The 19,893-nt window shown below is 64.9% G+C and carries 23 protein-coding genes; 15 read left to right on the forward strand and 8 right to left on the reverse strand.

The features are described from left to right. Positions 1-112 precede the first annotated feature (112 nt). Positions 113-739 (forward strand): dihydrofolate reductase family protein, encoded by a 627-nt coding sequence (locus ACQPZ2_RS37835; RefSeq protein ID WP_433522792.1) that lies wholly within the window; start codon positions 113-115, stop codon positions 737-739. A 152-nt stretch (positions 740-891) separates the two neighbouring features. Here the strand turns inward: ACQPZ2_RS37835 and ACQPZ2_RS37840 are convergent, their stop codons facing one another. Then, a complete protein-coding gene (locus ACQPZ2_RS37840; protein WP_433522793.1) occupies positions 892-1,812 on the reverse strand; it encodes a LysR family transcriptional regulator in 921 nt (306 codons plus the stop codon). A 184-nt stretch (positions 1,813-1,996) separates the two neighbouring features. Between ACQPZ2_RS37840 and ACQPZ2_RS37845 the strand changes: the two genes are divergently transcribed. The 4 genes from ACQPZ2_RS37845 to ACQPZ2_RS37860 all read left to right on the forward strand — a co-directional run bounded on the left by ACQPZ2_RS37845 (position 1,997) and on the right by ACQPZ2_RS37860 (position 5,119). After that, on the forward strand, positions 1,997-2,899 hold the full coding sequence (locus ACQPZ2_RS37845) for a TIGR03620 family F420-dependent LLM class oxidoreductase (protein ID WP_433527629.1): 903 nt from the start codon (positions 1,997-1,999) through the stop codon (positions 2,897-2,899). Between the two features lie 130 nt (positions 2,900-3,029). Beyond that, positions 3,030-3,482 (forward strand): hypothetical protein, encoded by a 453-nt coding sequence (locus ACQPZ2_RS37850; RefSeq protein WP_433522794.1) that lies wholly within the window; start codon positions 3,030-3,032, stop codon positions 3,480-3,482. Positions 3,483-3,669: 187 nt separating this feature from the next. Beyond that, positions 3,670-4,737, forward strand: coding sequence for a cytochrome P450 (locus ACQPZ2_RS37855; RefSeq protein WP_433522795.1), 1,068 nt, complete (start codon positions 3,670-3,672; stop codon positions 4,735-4,737). After that, positions 4,721-5,119: a hypothetical protein gene (locus ACQPZ2_RS37860; protein WP_433522796.1), complete on the forward strand. Its 399-nt coding sequence runs from the start codon at positions 4,721-4,723 to the stop codon at positions 5,117-5,119. The genes ACQPZ2_RS37855 and ACQPZ2_RS37860 overlap by 17 nt, the downstream gene beginning before the upstream one ends. A 197-nt stretch (positions 5,120-5,316) precedes the next feature. Here the strand turns inward: ACQPZ2_RS37860 and ACQPZ2_RS37865 are convergent, their stop codons facing one another. The 5 genes from ACQPZ2_RS37865 to ACQPZ2_RS37885 form a co-directional block, all read right to left on the reverse strand. After that, positions 5,317-5,817, reverse strand: a complete 501-nt coding sequence (locus ACQPZ2_RS37865; RefSeq protein WP_433522797.1) for a CGNR zinc finger domain-containing protein — start codon at positions 5,815-5,817, stop codon at positions 5,317-5,319. Between the two features lie 175 nt (positions 5,818-5,992). Then, a complete protein-coding gene (locus ACQPZ2_RS37870) occupies positions 5,993-6,547 on the reverse strand; it encodes a GNAT family N-acetyltransferase (RefSeq protein WP_433522798.1) in 555 nt (184 codons plus the stop codon). Positions 6,548-6,562: 15 nt separating this feature from the next. Then, on the reverse strand, positions 6,563-7,843 hold the full coding sequence (locus ACQPZ2_RS37875; protein ID WP_433522799.1) for a diguanylate cyclase domain-containing protein: 1,281 nt from the start codon (positions 7,841-7,843) through the stop codon (positions 6,563-6,565). A gap of 24 nt (positions 7,844-7,867) precedes the next feature. After that, positions 7,868-8,677 (reverse strand): SAM-dependent methyltransferase, encoded by an 810-nt coding sequence (locus tag ACQPZ2_RS37880; protein ID WP_433522800.1) that lies wholly within the window; start codon positions 8,675-8,677, stop codon positions 7,868-7,870. 16 nt (positions 8,678-8,693) lie between these two features. Then, positions 8,694-8,843 (reverse strand): hypothetical protein, encoded by a 150-nt coding sequence (locus ACQPZ2_RS37885; protein ID WP_433522801.1) that lies wholly within the window; start codon positions 8,841-8,843, stop codon positions 8,694-8,696. A 137-nt stretch (positions 8,844-8,980) separates the two neighbouring features. On the opposite strand from ACQPZ2_RS37885, the gene ACQPZ2_RS37890 reads away from it, so the two are divergent. The 3 genes from ACQPZ2_RS37890 to ACQPZ2_RS37900 are packed head-to-tail and all read left to right on the forward strand — an operon-like array spanning position 8,981 to position 11,648. After that, on the forward strand, positions 8,981-9,964 hold the full coding sequence (locus tag ACQPZ2_RS37890) for a cation diffusion facilitator family transporter (protein ID WP_433522802.1): 984 nt from the start codon (positions 8,981-8,983) through the stop codon (positions 9,962-9,964). A gap of 44 nt (positions 9,965-10,008) precedes the next feature. After that, positions 10,009-11,154: a MerR family transcriptional regulator gene (locus ACQPZ2_RS37895; protein WP_433522803.1), complete on the forward strand. Its 1,146-nt coding sequence runs from the start codon at positions 10,009-10,011 to the stop codon at positions 11,152-11,154. Then, positions 11,151-11,648, forward strand: a complete 498-nt coding sequence (locus ACQPZ2_RS37900) for a hypothetical protein (RefSeq protein WP_433522804.1) — start codon at positions 11,151-11,153, stop codon at positions 11,646-11,648. The genes ACQPZ2_RS37895 and ACQPZ2_RS37900 overlap by 4 nt, the downstream gene beginning before the upstream one ends. A 371-nt stretch (positions 11,649-12,019) precedes the next feature. On the opposite strand, the gene ACQPZ2_RS37905 is transcribed toward ACQPZ2_RS37900, so the two are convergent. Beyond that, positions 12,020-12,748: a hypothetical protein gene (locus ACQPZ2_RS37905; protein ID WP_433522805.1), complete on the reverse strand. Its 729-nt coding sequence runs from the start codon at positions 12,746-12,748 to the stop codon at positions 12,020-12,022. A gap of 141 nt (positions 12,749-12,889) precedes the next feature. Here ACQPZ2_RS37905 and ACQPZ2_RS37910 point away from each other — a divergent pair, with 141 nt between their 5' ends. After that, entirely contained in the window at positions 12,890-13,465 is a 576-nt protein-coding gene (locus ACQPZ2_RS37910) for an AAA family ATPase (protein WP_433522806.1), read from the forward strand. Positions 13,466-13,624: 159 nt separating this feature from the next. Here the strand turns inward: ACQPZ2_RS37910 and ACQPZ2_RS37915 are convergent, their stop codons facing one another. Beyond that, positions 13,625-14,515, reverse strand: coding sequence for a sigma-70 family RNA polymerase sigma factor (locus tag ACQPZ2_RS37915; RefSeq protein WP_433522807.1), 891 nt, complete (start codon positions 14,513-14,515; stop codon positions 13,625-13,627). An 83-nt stretch (positions 14,516-14,598) separates the two neighbouring features. Between ACQPZ2_RS37915 and ACQPZ2_RS37920 the strand changes: the two genes are divergently transcribed. From ACQPZ2_RS37920 to ACQPZ2_RS37945, 6 genes are all read left to right on the forward strand, one after another. Next, the gene (locus ACQPZ2_RS37920; RefSeq protein WP_433522808.1) at positions 14,599-16,353 is read left to right on the forward strand and encodes an MFS transporter; all 1,755 of its coding nucleotides are present in this window, start codon (positions 14,599-14,601) and stop codon (positions 16,351-16,353) included. A gap of 268 nt (positions 16,354-16,621) precedes the next feature. Continuing rightward, entirely contained in the window at positions 16,622-17,038 is a 417-nt protein-coding gene (locus ACQPZ2_RS37925) for a hypothetical protein (protein WP_433522809.1), read from the forward strand. A gap of 6 nt (positions 17,039-17,044) precedes the next feature. Then, complete coding sequence (locus ACQPZ2_RS37930; RefSeq protein ID WP_157124966.1) at positions 17,045-17,200, forward strand: hypothetical protein; 156 nt, start codon at positions 17,045-17,047, stop codon at positions 17,198-17,200. 3 nt (positions 17,201-17,203) lie between these two features. Beyond that, positions 17,204-18,088, forward strand: a complete 885-nt coding sequence (locus ACQPZ2_RS37935) for a hypothetical protein (RefSeq protein WP_433522810.1) — start codon at positions 17,204-17,206, stop codon at positions 18,086-18,088. 136 nt (positions 18,089-18,224) lie between these two features. Then, the gene (locus tag ACQPZ2_RS37940; protein ID WP_063047636.1) at positions 18,225-19,082 is read left to right on the forward strand and encodes a class I SAM-dependent methyltransferase; all 858 of its coding nucleotides are present in this window, start codon (positions 18,225-18,227) and stop codon (positions 19,080-19,082) included. Then, on the forward strand, positions 19,075-19,833 hold the full coding sequence (locus ACQPZ2_RS37945) for a thioesterase II family protein (RefSeq protein WP_433522811.1): 759 nt from the start codon (positions 19,075-19,077) through the stop codon (positions 19,831-19,833). Before ACQPZ2_RS37940 ends, ACQPZ2_RS37945 begins: the two co-directional genes overlap by 8 nt. Positions 19,834-19,893 lie beyond the last annotated feature (60 nt).

Raw genomic sequence — 19,893 nt, forward strand, 5'->3', positions numbered from 1 at the left:
AGGACGGTGGCCGTAACCGGCGGGGCGAGTTCACCAGAGCTGTGGTGATTGCCCGACCGGCGATTTAACGTGAGACCGCTCAGAATCAGTGCCCCGCTCCGTCTACAGTCACATGAAGCTCACCGTTCAGACATTCCTGACCCTCGATGGCGTTATGCAGGCCCCCGGCGGGCCTGAGGAAGATCCCAGCGACGCGTTCACCCACGGTGGCTGGCAGGCCCCGTTTCCGGACCAGGCGGTGGGCGAGTTCGTCACCGAGCTCAACAGCCACGCCAGCGCGTTCCTGTTCGGTCGCAGAACGTTCGACATCTTCCGCGGCTACTGGCCCGATCAGACCGAACCCGGCAACCCCATTGCCACGGCGATCAACTCGCTGCCCAAGTACGTCGTGTCCAACTCGCTCAGCGAAGCCGATGCCACCTGGCGCGGCGAGCACCCCGACACCGCTCACCTCCTGACCGGTGACGTCGTAGCGGCGGTGCGGGCGCTGAAGGACGAACCCGGCGACGAGCTGCAGATCTGGGGAAGCGGCAAACTGCTCCAGACGCTGTTGCAGCACGAGCTCGTCGACCGCTTCCGCCTGATGACGTTTCCGCTGATACTCGGCTCCGGTCGCCGCTTGTTCAACGACGGCAACCTCCCGGCGACGATGCGCCCTGTCGACCTCACCCTGACCGATCTCGGCATCGTCCTCGGCACCTACGAACCAGCGGGCCCGGTTCGCCACGGCCAGATGTAACCGACTGCGGGGCCGTGCAATTGGTGCAGCAACTCGCACGCTCGGAAGTCAAGGGCACCTCACCCGAAGACGGATGGCGGCGAACTCCGCACCAGCGGTGGTCGTTGGTTCGGCCCCCTTGCCCGCAACACCCGCCACGCTCTGTCGAGGGGTCAGGGATTGGCGAGCCTGCCGGGCTCGGGGCCGGTGAGCTGGTCTCGGGCATCTTTCCGGAACGCGACGACCAGGCGGTTGCGGTCGTCGCGGCGGTTGGCCAGCACAACGTGGGCCGGGTCGACGCCGTGCAGCGGGATCGCAATCACGTCGGGACGAACTGCCGACAAGTGCAGGCCAGCGGCGATGGCGATGGCCTCACCGGCAGCGATGACTTCGAGTTTGTCCTCGATAGCGTCGATGATCGGACCGTCGGGCGCGGGGCGGCCATCGGGGCGGGGATCGATGCGCCAATAGGCACTCCAGTCCGGGTTCGACTGCCGTAACCGGGGCACGGGTTCATCGGCGATGTCGTCGAGCGTGACGTATTCCTTTCCGGCCAACCGATGGTCCACCGGCATGAGCACCACGCGCGGTTCGTCGTAGAGGACGGTGACGTGCAGTCCCTCGGTGGGAAACGGCAGGCGGGAAACCAGTACGTCCACCCGGTGGTCGAGCAGCGCGGCCGGGACGTCGGTCACCGACACGTGCACCGCGCGCACCTCGGCGTCGGGATGGTGGTGGCGCATCTCGCGCACAACGGGGGTGATGATCAGGTTCCCGGTGTAGCCGATCGTGACGCGGTCGGACCGGGCGGCGGCGCGGGTCTGCGTGACGACCCGGCTCGCGGTGCGAAGCAGCGCTTTCGCCTGCGGTAAGAACACCTCGCCGACCTCGGTGAGCCGACTGCCCTGTGGGCCGCGGTCGAGCAGCCGTACCCCGAGTTGCTGTTCGAGCCGGTTGATCTGCCGGCTCAACGACGGCTGCGTGACGTGCAGAGCCGCGGCGGCACGACCGAAATGCCCGTGCTCGACGACGACCGCGAAACAGTGCACCAGCCGCAGGTCGAGATCCACTGCGGGCGGGGACATGTCGCTCATGGGGCCACGGTAGTCCCGTCGATATCGTGCCGCCGCCTCGTCTACCCATACGAGATGCAGTGATGCGTGAATCGTATTGCCTGATACGAAAGAGTCATTGGATCACGAGGATCGCCCGGCACCAGAGTGGAGGTATCGGCCCGATCGGGCATGCTCAACTCACTCGGAGGAAACGCCCATGACGATCAATACGGTGGTGGACACGGCGCGTCGAGCGCTAGGGCGAGTCGGTGTGAGTCTGCCGGTCTCCTTCACCAGCACACCGCAGGCCGACCAGCAACGGGACGCGGGCCGCCGACTCGAACGTGCCGGTTACCGCACCATCTGGACCAACGAGGTGATCGGCAAGGACGCCTTCGCGCACCTGGCCGTGCTGCTGGCCGCCACCGAACAGATGACGGTGGGCACCTGTGTGGCCAACATCTGGGCGCGACCGCCGCAGACCGCGCACGCTGCGGCGGCCTACCTCACCCAGGCCTATCCCGACCGCTTCGTGCTCGGTCTCGGGGTCGGCTACCCGCAACAGGCCGACAGCGTGGGAAGGCAATTCGGCGACCCGCTGACCACCATCCGCGACTACGTAACCGGCATGGACGGTCAGACCTGGCCACCCGCACCCGACGCGGCGTATCCGCGGATCCTCGCGGCGAACGGGCCCAAGATGCTCGCACTCGCCGCAGAGATCTCCGACGGCGCACTGCCCGCCGGGTTGCCTGTCGAACACACCGCGCGGGCCAGGGGGGTACTCGGCCCGGAAAAGCTGCTCGTGGTCGGGCTTTCCGTGGTGGCCGACGACGAACCCGACCGAGCCCGCGACACCGCTCGGCAGGTGGTATCCGCCTGGTCCCAGCGCCCCTCCTTCCGAGCGGTCCTGGCCGACCTCGGCTACCCGGCCGAGGAGCCCAACGATCGGGTGGTTGACGCGCTCGTCGCATACGGCACACACGACTCGATCGCGCGGAAAGTGCACGAGCACCTGGCCGCCGGAGCCGACCACGTCACCCTGCTGCTACCGATCGGCACCGAATTCGACCCCGGCATAGACCATCTCGTCCGCCTCGCTCCAGCCCTGAATTCCCGCGACTGATTACCCGGCACACCCCATGGCCGAAACCCAGCGGCATCCCGTCTGGGGTGATTGTCGAAACGAATATCTGGGTGGGGTCGACAGACAGGTCGGTTCGTTTCCGCACTATCAACACTATTGAGGAGTTCGTATGCGACACATCGTGAAACGGCTTGTTGGGGTGTTTGCGGTGGTGGGGTTGGCGCCGGTGCTGTTTGCGGGGGCGGCGCAGGCCGATGATGGGGACACGGTGTATTTCTCGTCTGGGTACATGAACTGTTCGATCGCGGGTGATGGCGCTGTCGGGTGCGATTTCACGAGTCAGGCGCAGGTTCAGTACAGCTTCTTGCCGGTTCTTCTTCCGGTGCGGGACATAGTGATCGATCAGTCGTGGTTGCCTGCGCATCCGACGTTCGCGCTGGGGACGCATACGTTGCCGGGTGGCAATCCGGGGCTTGTGGATGTGAAGACGGGGGATGGTACGTGGGGCGCGTATATCGAGCATGCGGGGGCGCGATGTGAGTCCGGGTTCCATGGGAGTTTCAGTTGCAAGTCCAAGGGGCGGACCTGGGGTATTTACAGCGGGATCATTTCTGCTTCGTGACGTGGGCGGAGCCTGGGACGGGGACGTTCCAGGCTCGTCCGGCGCAATATCCTCGCAGGGGTGGTATTGAGGAGTTGTGGTGAATAGGTGTCCTGTTGGGACCTCTGGTCGAACTCGGTGGCGGGAGCATAGTGGGTGGCGTGGGGTTGTTCGGGATGCTGAACTTCCTGGCGGGCAGCAAGTTTGGGTGATCAGTGGGTATGACGCGGTAGCCGGGCTGTTGGCGGATGCGCGGCTCAGTGTGGATAAGCGGTATTCCGGGGGTGGGTATTCGGGGTTTTCGTTGCCGCCTGCGTTGGATCGGAATCTGCTGAATTTGGACGGGGTGGAGCATGGGCGGCTGCGGCGGCTTGCGGCGCCTACGTTTTCGCGGAGGTCGGCGGATTCGCTGAGGAAGGTGGTTCAGCGGATCAGTGCGGCCACGTTCCGAACTCTGGACGAAAATGCCAGTGGGGCAGTCGATCTGCTGGATCAACTGTGTGTTCCGGTGCCTGCGCTCGTGATCGGCGAGTTGCTCGGTGTGCCCGCTGATCGGTACGGTCAGTTGCGTGATGCTGCCACTGCGATGGTGACGTTCGATGCCTCGTCGAAGGAGTCCGCGGTCCGGCTTGCGGAGGCGGTCGAGTGGATGGCGGGGACGTTCACGAGTGTGGTGCGGGCCAAGCGGGATGAGCCCGGCGATGATCTGATCAGTGGGTGGGTGCGGGCGGGCGATGACGCGGACCTGTTGTCCGAGGACGAGTTGATTTCGCTGGCCTTTCTGATGATGCTGGCGGGGCTGGAGAATGTGGTTCATCTGTGCGGCAACATATTTGCGGCGCTCTTGGCCACTGGTGTACCAGCAGACTGGAAGGATCGGCGTGGTCAGTTGATGGAGGCCGCCAATCCGTTGCCGTTCGCAATTCGGCGATTCACCGTCAGCGACTTGACGATCGGCGACCGGATCATTCCCAAGGGCGACACCGTGCTGTTGTCGGTATTCGGTGCCGATTCGGATCCTGCCCGCAATGGGCGACCGAGCCTGATGTTCGGGCGCGGATCCCACTACTGCCTGGGGGCACAGGTCAGCGATCTGATCGTCGACGCTGTGGTGCCGGAGTTGTTCGTTCGGTATCCGCGAGTGCGCCTGGCTGTGCCGGAATCCGAGTTGGAGCATCGGGCATCATGGCGGTCTCATGGGTTGGTTGCGTTGCCGGTGCTGCTCCGGGGTCCAGGAGAATTCGGTAAGAATGCTCGGCATGAGCGAAATGGTTGAAGTCAGGGCGACGAGCGCGGCCCCGGATCGTCCGGTCGACAACCCGTCCGATGAAGCCCTGCACGACCTGCTCGCCAGCATGAACTTCAGGTATCCGTACGTCATTGTCGAACGCCCGAATCTGGTTCCGCTCGGCCACTACTACATCCAGGTTCATATGGATGAGCAAGTGGATCCGGAGGATGGTCACGGATACTTCGTCGAATACCGCGACGGCGGGCCCGATCGACATTTCCGAGCCACGGTGCACGATACGGAACCGTGGGGCAGCGCATATTCGCCCGCCCTCGAGCTGGTGGTGAAAGTGGTGCAGGACTGGGCTTCTCAGCGGCCAGGGTGGCGGGAGACACTGTCGTGGGAGCGGATCGACTTCCAGAACTAGGCGAGCCTTTATCAGCACCCCGTCCAGATCGGTTGCCGCGCCATCAGATTCGGTTCCAGTCGAAACGCGGCACGACACGCCCCGCGGCACCGCCATCTGACTGCGCTCGACGGATATCGACCACCTCAGAAGCTAGCTGGACGCGGCACCGGCGACGACGCGATCGCAGCCGAAAGCGGGCAGCCCCACGCCCGAGATCAGGCGGAGCGACGGGTGCGGTGCTCCGCGACGTGCACGCGGGTCGAACAGCGGGTCGAACAGTATCTGCGCCTGCCGTTGCGTGAGGTGTCGACGAAGACAACGCCGCACCCCGCGCGGGCGCAGCGTCCGATGCGGCCCGGATCCTCACAGAAGAGCTCCGCGAGTCCGGCCGCGGTGTACGCCTTGACGCGCTCGTCGGTGGGCGCATCCTCGCGGGCGTAGTGCAGGTGGGGCGCGCGGCCGTCGTGGGTGGAGATGTAGGGCTGGCTGGTGGTTTCGGACAGTAAGGCGTTGAGCAGGTCGACGCTCGGTTCGGTGAAGACCTCGTCGAGGCGCGCGATCCAGCGGCGCAGCTCGGCGGTCTGCCGGGCGTTGAGGGCGCCGAGGGGCTTGTAGCCGGAATCGGCGAGCAGTTGCAGCAGGTCTTGCCGCGGGTTCGCGTTCACCAGGCGGGCGGCGAGTTCGGCCGCCGCGCCTCCGTAAGGGTTGAAATGCACTAAGCCATTACATCAGGCTGGATGCATGATCGCTACCTGCCCTTCTTGCTCCTGGTCGTCCCCCACCCTTGTGTCCTCGCACGGCGCAACCAGCTACCTGCGCTGCATCTGTGGGCGGTGGCTGATCAGCGAGCACGGATCGGTTGTGGCGCTGGCCGGGACCAGCACAATGGGCCTAGCCGACGCCCGGCCGCCACTCGGGGGCCAGCACTGACCAGACCTCCACATCGAGCCGCTGACCTCGATGTGGGTAGAACTCGCGCAGCACACCGTCTTTGGTCATTCCCAATCGTCGCGCCACGGCGATGCTGGCGTGGTTCGGCGACGCGACCAGCCATTCCACGCGGTGGATGCCGCGCTCCCGGATTGCCCAGTCGATGATCACGCGGGCGGCCCGGGTCGCCAGGCCACGGCCCGCGGCCGAGGGCTCCAGCCAGCAACCCGCCTCGGCGACGCCGAGCGCGAGGTCCATCGTTCGGAACAGGACGCTGCCGACCAACTTGCCGTCCAGCCAGATGCCATAGATCCGGCCGGTGTCGGCCGCCGCTTTCTCCGCGTAGTCGCGCAGGTAAGTGCGGCTCGACCCCAGATCCGCTACGGCGTCGGCGACTTTGATGTATTGCCCGATGGACTCCCGTCCCCGGTCCATATGCTCCAGGAACTCCGCGGCATGCCGCGGTTCGAGCGGACGTAACTCGGCACCGTCGGCACCGAGGGATATCGCGAACATCGTGACCTTCCGTAGCTATGGCCGAAGTCGGCGTCCTCCCGTGGTTTTGTTGCGGTACATCGCGGTGTCGACGGCGTGCATCATTTCGTCGATGTCGGTAGGGCGGTCTTCGGCGAAAACCGTTCCGATACTGGCGCCTACGACAACGGGCCGTCCGGCCACCTGTATCGGGGTGGCGAGCCCGTCGACCAGGAGCGCGGAAATTGTTTCCAATTGCTCTGTGCCAGTGCACTTCTCGACGAGTACGATGAACTCGTCGCCGCCGATTCGCGCGACCAATCCGCCGACGGATTCGACGGATTCACGAAGACGCTGGGCAACGTCGCGCAGCACCCGGTCCCCTACCGTATGCCCCCACACATCGTTCACTTCCTTGAACCCGTCGAGGTCCAGATAGCAAACACCAACTGGCGGAATGGCATTGGCCAGTCGATTGAAGAAGAGGACACGGTTGGGCAGACCGGTCAGGCTGTCGTGGTTGGCATCGTGCCACAGCTGGTCGGCCAGTTGTTTGCGTTCGGTGACGTCGACGGCGACACCGATCAGGAAGCGGACCTGCCCACTGTTGTCGCGGACCGCAGACATGGACAGGTCGATGCTGGTGATGGTGCCGTCGCGTCGGAGATGGTCGGTTTCGAGGCGGAAGCGGTCGGTCCGACCGCTGAGTAGGTGCTCCAAATTGGCATACGCGTCACCGATATTCGCGGGACCGAGCAATTCGGCGACCGACCGACCCGGCATCATCGCCGCGGGTAGTCCGAGCATATCGGCCATGGCCGCGTTCACCTCCAGTACCCGACCGGTGACGTCGACCGTCCCGATCCCAACCGATGCTCCCGCGAAGACCGCTTCGAACCTGGCCTCCGACAATTGCCTTCGCACCTCGGCCTCCTGCGCGGCCGAAAACACCGCTGCGAGTGTGGTTTCCTGCTCCCCTAACGCCGCGTTCCGCAGCGCAGAGGTGAAACCCGCGGCGAACTCGGCAGCGACAACTATCGCACGCTCGCGAACTGGCTCGTAATCGGATTCGGTTCCGGTTGGGCAGATTTCACGAACGATCTCCCGGCAGATAACCAGAACTGAACGGCTGACGGCAATTTGGTCACGATAGTTCGCCGCGACGAGCACCGCGGCGGCGTCCTGCGCGACCGTGACCTCCCGCGTCCCGCGCACGGCCGCGATCAGCACATCGGCGAGTTCCGCTAGCAGAGTTTCGATTTGGCTTCGCGTGAGGATCGGAGCGACGGCGCCGTCGAGCGCATCCGCCCATCGCATTGCCAGCTCACGTGTCCCCACACGAATCCCCTGCCACGGCTCCGGTCAGACCTTCCGGCCGACGCCCGCCAGGCCGAGCGATCGGCCCGGCGTCTCGTATAGGTCGCGTGCGGATTCCGGTCGCCAGGCGGGTAGCTCGACGACGCCGGGTTCGACCAGCTCCCACTCGTCGAACATCGCGGAGATGCCGTCCTTCGAGCGGAAGTGGATGCCGACGCGGGTCACATCGGCCGCATTGCGACCGAGCTTGCCCGCATCCTCCGGGCGCAGCTCCGATGTCAGGTGCGAGATCGCGACGTAGCTTCCGGGGGGCACGGCCGCATGCAGGGCGGCGACCTTCTCGACCGGCCGCTCCTCGTCGGATAGCAGGTGCAGCACCGCCACCAGCAACACTCCGACCGGTTGCGCGAAATCGATGAGGCCGGTCTCGCGGACTCGGGCGAGCAACTCGTCGTGCTTGCGCAGATCCGCTTCGATGGCCGCGGCCTTGTCGTTGTCCACCAGGATCGCGCGGGCGTGGGCCACGGCGACCGGATCGATATCGGCGTAGAGCACGCGAATCTCCGGATCGACCGACTGCGCGACCTCGTGCACATTGCCCGCGGTCGGAATGCCCGAACCGATATCGAGGAACTGACGCACCCCCTGGTCGGCCAGGAAGCGGACCGCGCGGCGCAGGAAGGCCCGGTTGCTCAGCGCCAGACGGGGCAGGTCGGGCACCAGCTGTTTACCGGCCTCGGCGGCCTTGCGATCGATCTCGAAGTTGTGTGAACCGCCCAGCAGGGCGTCATACATCCGTGCCGGGCTCGCCTGTTGCAGATCCACGCCCTCGGGCGCCCACGCAGGCCTGTCCATCGCAACCCCTCTGCATTCACCATCGGACCAACCCATCCAGGTCCGCACCGCCGGATACCGCGTTGTTGATCACCGAATGGTGCAGTCCGCAATAGTAGTCGGGCCGGTCGGTCCGAATGATCACGAATTCGCCACTGTTGTTCTGGGTCTTCCAGGGCTGATCCATATTCATACATGCGCATGAGTGCAAGATCCGCTACGCTGACGAACGGCAGCAATATCAACTGGAAGGGGCGTTCGACTATGGGCGAGCAGTGCGTGTCGCCGAAGCGGTCCGCAGTGGTGGTCAGCGAGGCTGAACACATGGATCATGACCACTCGCATGACCACGCACAGTCCGGTCATTCGGACAAACACGGCCACAGCCACGACCACGGTGTCTCGGCGGATTCGAATCCGCGCTGGCTGGCCATCGCGCTCGGTTTGATCGTCGCGTTCATGGTGGCCGAGGTGGTCGTCGGCCTGCTCGCACAATCGCTCGCACTGATCTCCGATGCCGCACACATGCTCACCGATGCCGCCTCGATCGTGCTCGCGATGATCGCGATCCGGTTGGCTCGACGTCCGGCGCAGGGGCGATACACCTACGGATTCAAGCGGGTCGAGATCCTTTCGGCGCAGGCCAACGGGATCACCTTGCTGCTGCTCGCGGCGTGGTTCGTGTACGAGGGCATCAATCGGCTGATCAATCCGCCGGATGTCGAAGGACCGCTGGTGTTGATCACGGCGCTGGTCGGGATCGTGGTCAATATCGCGGCCGCGTGGAGCATCAGCCGAGCCAACCGGACCAGCCTGAATGTCGAGGGCGCGTTCCAGCACATCCTCAACGACCTCTATGCCTTCATCGGGACCGCCATCGCGGGCGCGGTGGTGTGGTTGGCCGGATTCGCCCGTGCCGATGCGATCGCGGCATTGGTCGTCGCGGCGCTGATGATCAAGGCGGGCTGGTCCCTGGTCCGGGAATCGGGGCGGATCTTCCTGGAAGCCGCGCCCGCCCATCTGAATCCCGACGCCATCGGGGCGCGCATCGTCGCGCTCGAGCAGGTGACCGAGGTCCACGACCTGCACGTCTGGCAGATCACCTCCGGACAGCCGTCGCTGTCGGCGCATATCCTCGTCGACAACGCTGCCGACTGCCATGCGATTCGTTCGAAGATCGAGGCCGTGCTGCACGACGAATTCGGGTTGGAACATACGACTTTGCAGGTGGACCACTCGTCGGAGCTGACGGTTTCCGCCGAGGATGCGCACTGCGTGGAGGCGCATGGGCCGGTGCACCGGTCCTGACCGGCGCTTGACCTTCGAGCTACCTGAGACTCCATGATGAGCGGGTGGCGGGCGATGGGTTGATCACGATCGGCGGATTGGCGCGGGCCTGTGGGCTAACGGCCAGTGCGCTGCGGTTTTATGACGATTGTGGGTTGCTGGTTCCGGTTCGGGTGGACGAGGCGACCGGATATCGGTACTACAGCGAGGCGCAGGTCGAGTGCGGGGTGATGATTCGGCGGCTGCGGGGAATCGGAGTGTCGCTGGAGGTTGTTTCGGAGATTTTGAACGGGGACGCGGCGCGGGCGGGGCGGTTGCTCGACGAGCATGTGGCGGAGCTTGCGCAACGGGCTCGGGAGGCTGCCGCGGTGGCGCGGGTGATCAAGGAGGAGATCGGGGCGGGGGTGGTGTTGTCCGCGGCGGTGTTGGCGGCGGCCATCGAGCAGGTGCGGTCGGCGGCGGCATTGGATCGTGAAATACCGGTGCTGGCTGGGGTTTTGGTGGAGTCGGATGCGGATTCGGTTACGTTGACGGCCACGGATCGGTATCGGCTGTCGACGCGGGCGACGGTGCCGGTGCGGCCGAGTGGTGTGGCGTGGTCGATGGTTGTCGATGCGGGTGAGTTGGGTGGAATCGGTTCCTGGCTACGGGGATTGGACGAGGTCATCGTGCGCGCTCCGGACGAAGGGCTTGTCCTGACCGGTGGTGACTCCGAGCGTCGGTGCGGGACCATCGACGAGGCGTTTCCGGATTATCGGGCGATGTTGGCCGGTCTGGGTGCGGTTCGGACTCGTGTGGTGGTGGGGCGGGATGCGTTGCTCGCAGTGCTCGAGGGCGGTGCGGCGCCGGTTGTCTTCGCCGTCGATCAGTCTGGGCTTTTGGCGACCTGCGATCGGCAACTCAGGCCCGGATCACCCGGGTCACTTGGCTCACCTGGCTCATTCGGGTCGCCCTACTCACCCGGGTCGCCTGGGTACACCGACCCACTTGCGCGCCTGCACATTCCGGCGACCGTTACCGGGCCAGGTATCGAACTTGCCTTCTCCCCCACGACATTACGGCCCGCATTGGTGAGTGCGATCGGTCCGGAAATCATGCTCGATATCGCAGCGGCCGACGCACCCGTGGTCGTTCGTTCCGCGACGGACGGTGAGCTGACCACGCTCGTTATGCCGACTGCCATTCCGAATTCGAAGGAGTACGGCGCATGAATGCCGCTGCGGAAACCATGGCCGCCATTACACAGGCGGTCGAGCTCGGGCGAACAGGCTCGCCCGAGAACGCGCGAGCAGCACTGCTCGGGATATGGGCGGCGCTCGGTCCGCAGGGTGATCCATTGCATCGGTGCACGTTGGCGCACTATCTCGCGGATCTGTATGACGATGCGGCACAGGCGCTTTGCTGGGATGTGCGGGCGCTGGACGCGGCGGACAGTCTCACCGATGAGCGGTTGCGCCGGCATGATGCGAATTTGGATGTGCGGGGCTTTTACCCGTCGCTGCATTTGAATCTGGCGGACAACTATCGGCGGCTCGGTTCATTCGATGCGGCGCAGTGCGAGATCGACGCGGCGCGAGAGTGTGTGGATGCGCTCGGCGATGATGGTTACGGGGCAATGATTCGCACCGCGATTGATGAAGTCGCCGAAGCGATTCGGACGCGGACGACCGCTCGGCGAGTCTCCGCTCCCGTTGGACGCGGGTAGGTGTCGGGGAGGCCGCCGCGGATCGCATCCACAGCCTGCGGCTAGGTGCGCGGTTGGACACCGAGTCCACCGGATTCGTGCCGCACCTGGGAACGACACCCGGGCCAGGAATCGGCTGCCGGTGGCGGCACGATCGCCTCGATTGTGCTGCCGCCGCCAGCTGGCCAGGTGTCGGTGCGGGCGGATGCTCCGGCTCGCTCAGCTGACCGTCGCCGCGCGTGTTGTCGATCAGTTGCCCGAGTGGTGTGCGATCGACATCCCTCGTGTGTGATTCGGGAAAGTCCACTGGTTTGGCTCGACGCAATGGGTTTCGGGTGTGCGTCGATTCGCTCGCCGAAGCAGCCCCGCCCAGCGCAGGTGAATTCGAACTCTCAGCGCAGTAGTGAGCGCGCTGTTGGTGCGAGTCGTAGCTGATCTTCCCGCCTGGACTGGAGTTTCGACAGTTCCGGCTGCACTTCCTCGGTCCAGGTGCGGGAGTTGGACAGCGCATTGAAGTGGGCTTCGAGTGCGGCGGAGTCCTCGAACAGCGCTAACCAGACGAAGACGATTTCCTCTCGAACTGGAAGCGCTGCAAAGGTATTGGGGGTGGGATCGGTCTGGAAGTAGGCGATCGGAGTGGCGCCGGTCTCGACCAGCAGTGGCCGGAGCCGGTTCTCGAAGAACTCGGTGAATTCGGTGAGCGGACCTTCCGGGTAGTAGACGGTGGCCAGCACTCGTGAGTGAGGCAGCTCGGTTGCCGCTGCACCAGGGCGCTCGGTCGGGAGCGTGAAGTTGGATGTCGCGGTGGCGGGCTGCAGGAGCAGGGCGTTCGTCGTATCCACCATGGTCGCGCGGACTGCCGGGGCGTGTTCGCGCCATGCGGCTCCGTCGATATAGAACGCTTTCAATGCGGTGCCGCGGGAGGGCATGCCGTGGAAGGCGCGGAGCCAGACGAAGCGTTCCGGGTCGTTCTGGTCGCGGAATTGCGCGATGATGCGCATTCCGGCCGCCTCCTGGGTCTCCACGAGTTCCCGATCGAACAGCTCGATGAGCACATCCCGCGTGCCGGGGTGCAGGGTGTACTGCCTGAGTTCGACTACCGGCCATGGGTTTTCGGTCACAAACTCATCGTGCCGAGCTCGAATGCCGACCGCGATCGACTATCTGCCCTTTTTCGCCGGATTCCTGCCAAAAACTTCAGTCCGTTTGCGCGGCCGAGCGCGATGATCGAGATATTCATCGAGGCACGGTTGACTATGCCCATGAGTCGCTTGCCCACCCTCGTCGTCGTGAGCGGACCGCCGGGCGCCGGGAAGACAACACTCGCGCATGCCGTGGCCGCCGAGGTGGGGTGTCCCGCGATCTGCCGGGACGAAATCAAGGAAGGCATGGTGCACGGACGGCCGGATTTCGCGGCGGAACCCGGCGACGAGTTGAGTCTGCTCACACTGCCGACGTTCTTCGGTGTGCTGGAGCTGTTGTTGCGAGCGGGTGTCACAGTAGTGGCGGAGGCGGCATTTCAGGATCGCCTGTGGCGGCCGGGGCTCGAGCCGCTACGTGGTCTGGCCACGGTGCGAGTAGTGCATTGCGAGGTCGAGCCTGCCATCGCGACGGCGCGGATTCATCGGCGCAAGCGCGAAAACCCTTTGCGGCGAGCACATTCCGGTCCCGAAACAGATGCATCCGACGTCCACCGCGTATTCGACCGCGTATCGCTGGATGTGCCCGCGATCGAGGTCGACACGACGGACGGTTATCAACCTGGACTCGATGAGATCGTGGCATTTGTCAATAGTCACGGTGACCGATCTCCGAGGCCGCGTCCAGCTGGCTTCTGAGGCAACCGAGATCCGTCGAGCGCAGTCATATTGCCGTACCGCAGGACGTGTCGTGCCGCGTTTCGCTGCGCTCGGCGAGCGAAGCGGACCTGACAGCGCGGCAGAATCGAATTGCCGCCAGGGCATCAGCCCGACGAGCTTTTCCGGACGCCGCGGACTTTATGTCTCATCGGGAACGGCCAGAGACATGTCAGCGATACGGTTCGGGTCGGCGATGATGTCGATGGTGGCTATCCGTCGGTCGGTGATGGTGAAGGCCAGCAGGAGGTTCAGGTTTCCGCTGGGGGCGACGACCAGGCCCATGTGGCCATCGATGAGGGCGGGACGGGTGTAGGGGGCCTGGCTGGAGAACATCAGGGCGCTGGAGGCGACGCGGCGGGCGCCACTCATGCGGATCGGGTGTCCGCTCGGGGTGGCGACGGCATCTGCGTGCAGTTCGACGTCCGGGTCGAGCACGGCTATCAGCGCGTCGAAGTCACCGGCGCGGGCGGCCTGCAGGAAGGCGTCGACGACCACACGTTCATCGGCGATGCGGTCGGTCTCGGCCACAGGTGCGCCACGGACGCGACGGCGGGCGCGGGCGGCCAGTTGCGCGGCCGCGGCAGGGGTGCGGCCGAGAATGGGCGCGAGTTCGGCGTAAGGCAGATCGAAGAGGTCGTGCAGCACGAAAGTCAGCCGCTCGGCCGGAGTCAGGGTGTCGAGCACGACCAGTAATGCGAGCCCGACCGAGTCGGCCAGCACCGCCTCTTCTTCCGGATTCACGCTGTCCGCGGGGACGGCGGGCAACTCGGTCGGTAGCGCGCCGACCGGGTCTTCGCGGCGGGCCTTGCGGGCCCGCAACATATCCAGGCAGATGTGGGCGACGACCGCGGTCAACCAGTTCCGCAGGTTGCGCACGCCTGCGGTGTCGGCACGGTCGAGGCGCAGCCATGCCTGTTGGACGGCGTCGTCGGCCTCGTTGGCCGACCCGAGCATCCGGTAGGCGACCGCGCCGAGGTGGGCGCGGTGGTCTTCGAAGCGCTGCGCCAGCCACTGGGTCTCGTCGGTCATCGGCGGTCTCCTTCCGTCCGATTCGTCTGTCATGTCGACGGGTCGAGCTCCGTCATATCTATGACGGCCGAAACCGCGGTGACATGACACGCCCGCGGATCCACCTCGCACAGGAGGACGAGCTGATGCGCAAAACATCCGAACTGCGCCCCACGCTGGCGCCGACACCGGACCGGCGGCGCTGGCTCGCACTGGTGGTATTGCTGGTGGCCGGGTTCATGGACCTACTCGATGTGACGATCGTGAATGTGGCGCTGCCGACGATCCAAAGCGATCTGAACGCACCCTACGCGGATCTGGAGTGGGTGGTGTCGGGTTATCTGCTCGGATTCGCGGCGATGCTGATAACCGGCGGCAGGCTCGGCGACCTGATCGGCCGCAAAACCGTCCTGCTCGTCGGCCTCACCCTATTCACGCTCGCATCGCTGGCATGTGGAATCGCCCCTGGCCCGGCGTGGCTGATCGCCGCACGGATAGTCCAGGGCGCGACGGCGGGGCTGATGATCCCGCAGATCCTGGCGATCATGCACGTATCGTTCCCCGCCGCCGAACGCGGGAAGGTGCTCGGCATCTGGGGCGGTGTGCTCGGCTCGGCATCGGTGGCCGGGTTGATCGTGGGCGGAATCCTGGTGCAGGCCAACCTTTTCGGCTGGGCATGGCGGCCGATCTTCCTGGTCAATGTGCCCGTCGGGGTACTCGCCATTCCCGCGGCGATGGTGCTGGTGCGACAGTCTCGCTCGGCCACGGCGGATCGATTGGACCCGATCGGCACCGTGCTCGCGATCGGCGCGGTACTGCTGCTGGCGTATCCGCTGACCGAGGGACGCAGCCTCGGCTGGCCGGTCTGGACCTTCGTGCTGATGGCCGCCGCCGTGCTGGTTCTCACGGTATTCGTCGCGTATGAGCGCCGCCGAAGCGAGACGGTCGGATCGCCGCTGGTGGTGCTGAATCTGTTCCGGGAGCGCTCATTCAGTACCGGTATGGCGGTGTGGCTGTTGTTCTGGATCGCTCTGGGCGGCTACTTCCTGATATGGACGCTGTATCTGCAAGCAGGACTCGGCTGGACGCCGCTGCGGGCCGGGCTGAGCGCAGCGCCGTTCGCGGTGGCCGCTGCCGCGGGGGCGGGTACCAGTGTGGAGGTGTTCGTGCCGCGCTATGGGCGGATGGTTCTGCTCGCGGGCGCGATGATCAATGCCGCCGGGTTCGGGCTGTACCTGTATCTGGCCGCGCACTACGGCCCCGGCATCACCTCCGCGCAGATGTTCGTACCGCTCGCGATCAGCGGATTCGGGTTCGGACTCTTCGTCGCCCCCACCGTCGACCTGATCTTGTCCGGAGTTCCCGGCCACGATGCGGGGTCCGCGTCCGGACAATTGTCGACCATCCAGCAGGTCGGCATGGCGCTCGGCGTCGCGCTGGCCGGAGTCTTCTTCTTCACCCAAATCGACAACACCTCCGCCCGCGGCACCACCGCAGCCATCCCCACCCTCCAGCAGCAACTCACCGACCTGAACATCCCGGCCAGCGCCCGAGACCAGATACTCACCCAGTTCCGTGCCTGCGTACACGATCGCTCCGCCGCCACCGACCCCACCGCCATTCCATCCAGCTGCCGACCCATACCCGGACAGCCGATCTCCGAGCCGTTGCAGCAAGCGCTGACCAAGGCGGGACTAGATGCCAACGCGCACAACATGTCTCGTTCGTTCGCGCAAACCCTGTGGTGGGCCATCGGCATTCTCGTCGCCGTCGCAGCAGGTGTGTTCGCACTCCCGCGCCGGTTGACCGCGACACCCGAACCAAATCGGCCCGGCAAGGATTCGCTTGCCGTGCACTGAGACAGCGTGAAGGCGTGAACCGCCGATTCGACAATGCTGTGCATGGACCGCAGGCCACGCTCGTCTACGAGATCGACAAGCCGGTGGGCACATTGAACCGCGCCGACGGTGCCGATGTAGGCCGAACAGACTACAGCGGCAGGCCACTACGAGCTGCCAGAATTATGACCGCAATAAACGCACCGGGTCTGAGGCGTGACCCACTCACCTTGCGGCACTCAGTGATTCACATCCGCCGACGCCCTCCCGAAACCCCCTTGGAGTCACCATGCCCCGAAGGCACAAGTACGCGGAGTCCCATTTCGCCATCACTACTCTGCTCTCGGCGGATCGATTCGCGGAAATCACCAAACAAATCGGCGATACGACCAGGATGCTGGGCGTCGGCTCGGTGCGTTTCGAAGGCGCCGAACGCGGAAGAACGAACTTCTCCGTGCGCAGCCTGTCCGGCTTCTACGAGCTGATCACCTTTCATGTGGTGATCGATGACACCGCATATGGATCGTCGGGACGCAGTTGCATCGACACCTACAAAACGACGCAGCAGACGTATATGTTCATCCCGCTCTCGCCGAAGACGATGAACGGGTACAGCGTCTACCGCAAGTTCATGAATGCTGTCGCGGCGGCGATTCGCGCTGAAGACCCGCGCGCAAAGGTCACGATTTCCGAACGGGCGGTGTGAGTTCGGATGGACGCGCTGTTCACCCTCATCGGTTTGGGCCTGGCCGCATTGGGCGTGTGGGGCACGATCAGCTTCTGGACCGACGGCAAATACAAACGGAACCGACCGGATCAGACGCTGTCCGGATTCAGATCCGACGACGATACCGAAAGCGAAAGATAGGATATGGATTTCGTCATCGGACTGCTCATCGCGTGGTCCGTCGGAAAAGCGAACCGCGTCGGGAAGCAGATCAACGGCCTGACCGACCAGGCGCTCGACCTTGCGGTCGACCGCGTCTGGAATATCGTCGCGGCGAAGCTGGGCAGCACCAACCCCGCTATCGGACGGTTGGTCGCGGAGGCGCAACGGGGCGACGTATCACCGCGGACCCGCGCCGACGCCCAGCGCGTAATCGACGAAGCCGTCGCCGCGGACCCGCAGTTCGGCGCCGCGCTGCGCGAGGCCGCCTCGCCGGTCGCACAGACCTCCTCCCAGCGATCGAATACCCGGCAGTTCGCAGGAGTTTCGCTGGAAGGGGCCAGCGTCGCCGGTTCGGTCGATATCAGGAACAAGAGCAAGATCGTCAACTACGCCAGCAAGCACCCGGGCGTCACCATCGTCGCGGTGATCGTCGTGATCATCCTGGCCGGCCTGGTCATCGGCCGGCTGACGGGCATGGGGTCCGCCACCGAATCGGCGTCGGGACTCGGTCCCGGCCGCAGCGAAACGAATTCACCTAGCGGCAGTGCGAGGCCGCGAGGCCGCACAACGACCGACTCCTCGGCGATCATCGGTACCTGGACCGCATCCGACGCCACCGGAACCAAGACCTTCAGCTCGAGCGGCGGCCGATGCGACGGCTTCTACTACTACCAGGGCAAACCGCTCGATATCGGCGGCCCGATGATCTGCGTCATCTCGGGAAAAGCGGATGCCGACGGGCGCTATTCCCTCGTGGTCACCCAAAGCCCCAACCGCAGCACGTACAAAGTCGAATTCAGCGATGCCGACCACGCGGTCGTCTTCGACTCCGCGGGCACCCGCCTGTACGAACTCGAGCGGTTCTGAGCCCGGCCTCGAATGGTCCAGGCCGGAGCCATTGAAATCCTGCTGGCCTGAACCAATTTTCACCGCTTCGACCGCCGTATACCTACCGGTCTTCCACGCATGAGCATCGTTTCGTTTACTGTGTCAGACTGCACTGGTGCCCGAGACCGCTGAACTAGTTACAAATGTTTCCGACACCGCCCGCTGGGTGGCCGCTTTCCGCGCGGCCGAATCCGCGCGCCCGGACGCCCTCTTTCACGATCCCCTCGCCGACCGAGTCGCCGGGGAGCGGGGCCACGCCATAGCCGCCCACACCCCGCGCTTGATGCTCAATGGCTGGAACCTGGTCACGCGGACCAAACTCATCGACGACCTGATCCTGAAGACCATCGCCGAGGGCTGCGATCGGGTGATCAATATGGCCGCCGGTATGGATACCCGCCCGTACCGGCTGGATCTGCCAGCCGAATTCCCTTGGATAGAGGCCGATCTCCCCGAGTTGGTCGCCGAGAAGAACGAGCTGCTGAACGGAGAGTCGCCGCGCTGCGCGCTCACCCGCACGCCGGTGGATCTCGCCGATCCCGAGGCGCGGGGGCAGTTTCTGGACAAGGCCCTCGAGGGTGCGCAGCGGGCGCTGGTGCTCACCGAGGGTCTGATCTACTACCTCAGCGACGACGACGTCACCGGCTTGGCCGCGGCGCTGGCTCGTCCGGAAATCGCTTGGTGGGCACTGGATGTCAATAACCAGGCGATTGTGAAGCGGATGAGCAAGGCCACCACCAAACTGCTGGCCAACGCCCCCTGGCAGTTCGGTCCTGTCGATCCGCTCGGCTTCTTCGCCGACCTCGGCTGGACGGCCGACGAAGTGGAGCCGCTGGCCTCGGCGGCACACCGGTTCAAGCGGATGCCCTGGTTCATGAAGCCGACGACACTCTTCCCGCAGCCCGATCCCCGCAAACCGATCGAAAACTCTTGGCAGCCTTGGAGTTCGGTGGTGCGGCTAACCCATGGATAATAGCTGGCTACGCCGCTTGTCCCCCACGTCGGCGGCCGAATCTCATAAACTGATTTGCTTTCCGCACGCTGGCGGCTCGGCCATATCTTTCGGCCCATTGGCCGGTTGCGTCGGGCCGGAATACGAGGTTTTCGCTGTCCAGTATCCGGGGAGACAGGACAGACGACGTGAACCGCTCGTGGGGAATATTCCGGACCTCGTCGACGGCCTGCTGCCCGAGCTGATAGCAGCAGTCGGGGATGCCGAGGACTTTTCCTTGTTCGGGCACAGTATGGGGTCTGTCGTAGCTTTCGAGGCATGCCGACGGCTCGAGCAAGAATCGGGAGCGAGCGCGCGGGTCCTGTTCGCCTCCGGTCGGCGCGCGCCTTCGGCAGCGCTGCCCGAGCTGCGAGTGCACCTGCTGAGCGATCGAGAACTCGCTGAGCACCTGCTGCGGTTCGGCGGTACACCGGCGGCGTTGCTCGAGGATCCTGAGTTTCGAGCGTTGATCCTGTCGATCGTCAGGAACGACTATCGAGCCATCGAGACCTACGAGTGCAGTGCGGACGCGACGGTCAGCAGCCCCATCGTCGCGATTGCCGGTGACCGTGACCCCGATGCGAGTTTCGCGGAAATCGAGGTATGGGGCTCGCATACCACTGGAAGCTTCTTCGCGAAATCATTTCCAGGCGGTCATTTCTTCATCGATGCGAATCGCCATCCGATAGGACAGCTGATTCGCGAGCATTGCGCCCGAGCGCTCTCGAGCTAGACCAGCGACGACCGGGTGGGCAGCTCGCTCGCCCACCCGGTCGTTGTTCCTAGCCCGCGA

The sequence above is a fragment of the Nocardia pseudovaccinii genome (genome assembly GCF_050942345.1).
GTDB lineage: Bacteria > Actinomycetota > Actinomycetes > Mycobacteriales > Mycobacteriaceae > Nocardia > Nocardia pseudovaccinii.

Coding starts and splice junctions, on each gene's coding strand:
- ACQPZ2_RS37915 (WP_433522807.1), bottom strand. CDS start 14,515: ATGACCGACGAGACCCAGTGGCTGGCGCAGCGCTTCGAAGACCACCGC.
- ACQPZ2_RS37885 (WP_433522801.1), bottom strand. CDS start 8,843: ATGGATCAGCCCTGGAAGACCCAGAACAACAGTGGCGAATTCGTGATC.
- ACQPZ2_RS37870 (WP_433522798.1), bottom strand. CDS start 6,547: ATGTTCGCGATATCCCTCGGTGCCGACGGTGCCGAGTTACGTCCGCTC.
- ACQPZ2_RS37935 (WP_433522810.1), top strand. CDS start 17,204: ATGGATTTCGTCATCGGACTGCTCATCGCGTGGTCCGTCGGAAAAGCG.
- ACQPZ2_RS37925 (WP_433522809.1), top strand. CDS start 16,622: ATGCCCCGAAGGCACAAGTACGCGGAGTCCCATTTCGCCATCACTACT.
- ACQPZ2_RS37945 (WP_433522811.1), top strand. CDS start 19,075: ATGGATAATAGCTGGCTACGCCGCTTGTCCCCCACGTCGGCGGCCGAA.
- ACQPZ2_RS37890 (WP_433522802.1), top strand. CDS start 8,981: ATGGATCATGACCACTCGCATGACCACGCACAGTCCGGTCATTCGGAC.
- ACQPZ2_RS37880 (WP_433522800.1), bottom strand. CDS start 8,677: ATGGACAGGCCTGCGTGGGCGCCCGAGGGCGTGGATCTGCAACAGGCG.
- ACQPZ2_RS37835 (WP_433522792.1), top strand. CDS start 113: ATGAAGCTCACCGTTCAGACATTCCTGACCCTCGATGGCGTTATGCAG.
- ACQPZ2_RS37900 (WP_433522804.1), top strand. CDS start 11,151: ATGAATGCCGCTGCGGAAACCATGGCCGCCATTACACAGGCGGTCGAG.
- ACQPZ2_RS37840 (WP_433522793.1), bottom strand. CDS start 1,812: ATGAGCGACATGTCCCCGCCCGCAGTGGATCTCGACCTGCGGCTGGTG.
- ACQPZ2_RS37930 (WP_157124966.1), top strand. CDS start 17,045: ATGGACGCGCTGTTCACCCTCATCGGTTTGGGCCTGGCCGCATTGGGC.
- ACQPZ2_RS37850 (WP_433522794.1), top strand. CDS start 3,030: ATGCGACACATCGTGAAACGGCTTGTTGGGGTGTTTGCGGTGGTGGGG.
- ACQPZ2_RS37860 (WP_433522796.1), top strand. CDS start 4,721: ATGAGCGAAATGGTTGAAGTCAGGGCGACGAGCGCGGCCCCGGATCGT.
- ACQPZ2_RS37920 (WP_433522808.1), top strand. CDS start 14,599: ATGACACGCCCGCGGATCCACCTCGCACAGGAGGACGAGCTGATGCGC.
- ACQPZ2_RS37910 (WP_433522806.1), top strand. CDS start 12,890: ATGAGTCGCTTGCCCACCCTCGTCGTCGTGAGCGGACCGCCGGGCGCC.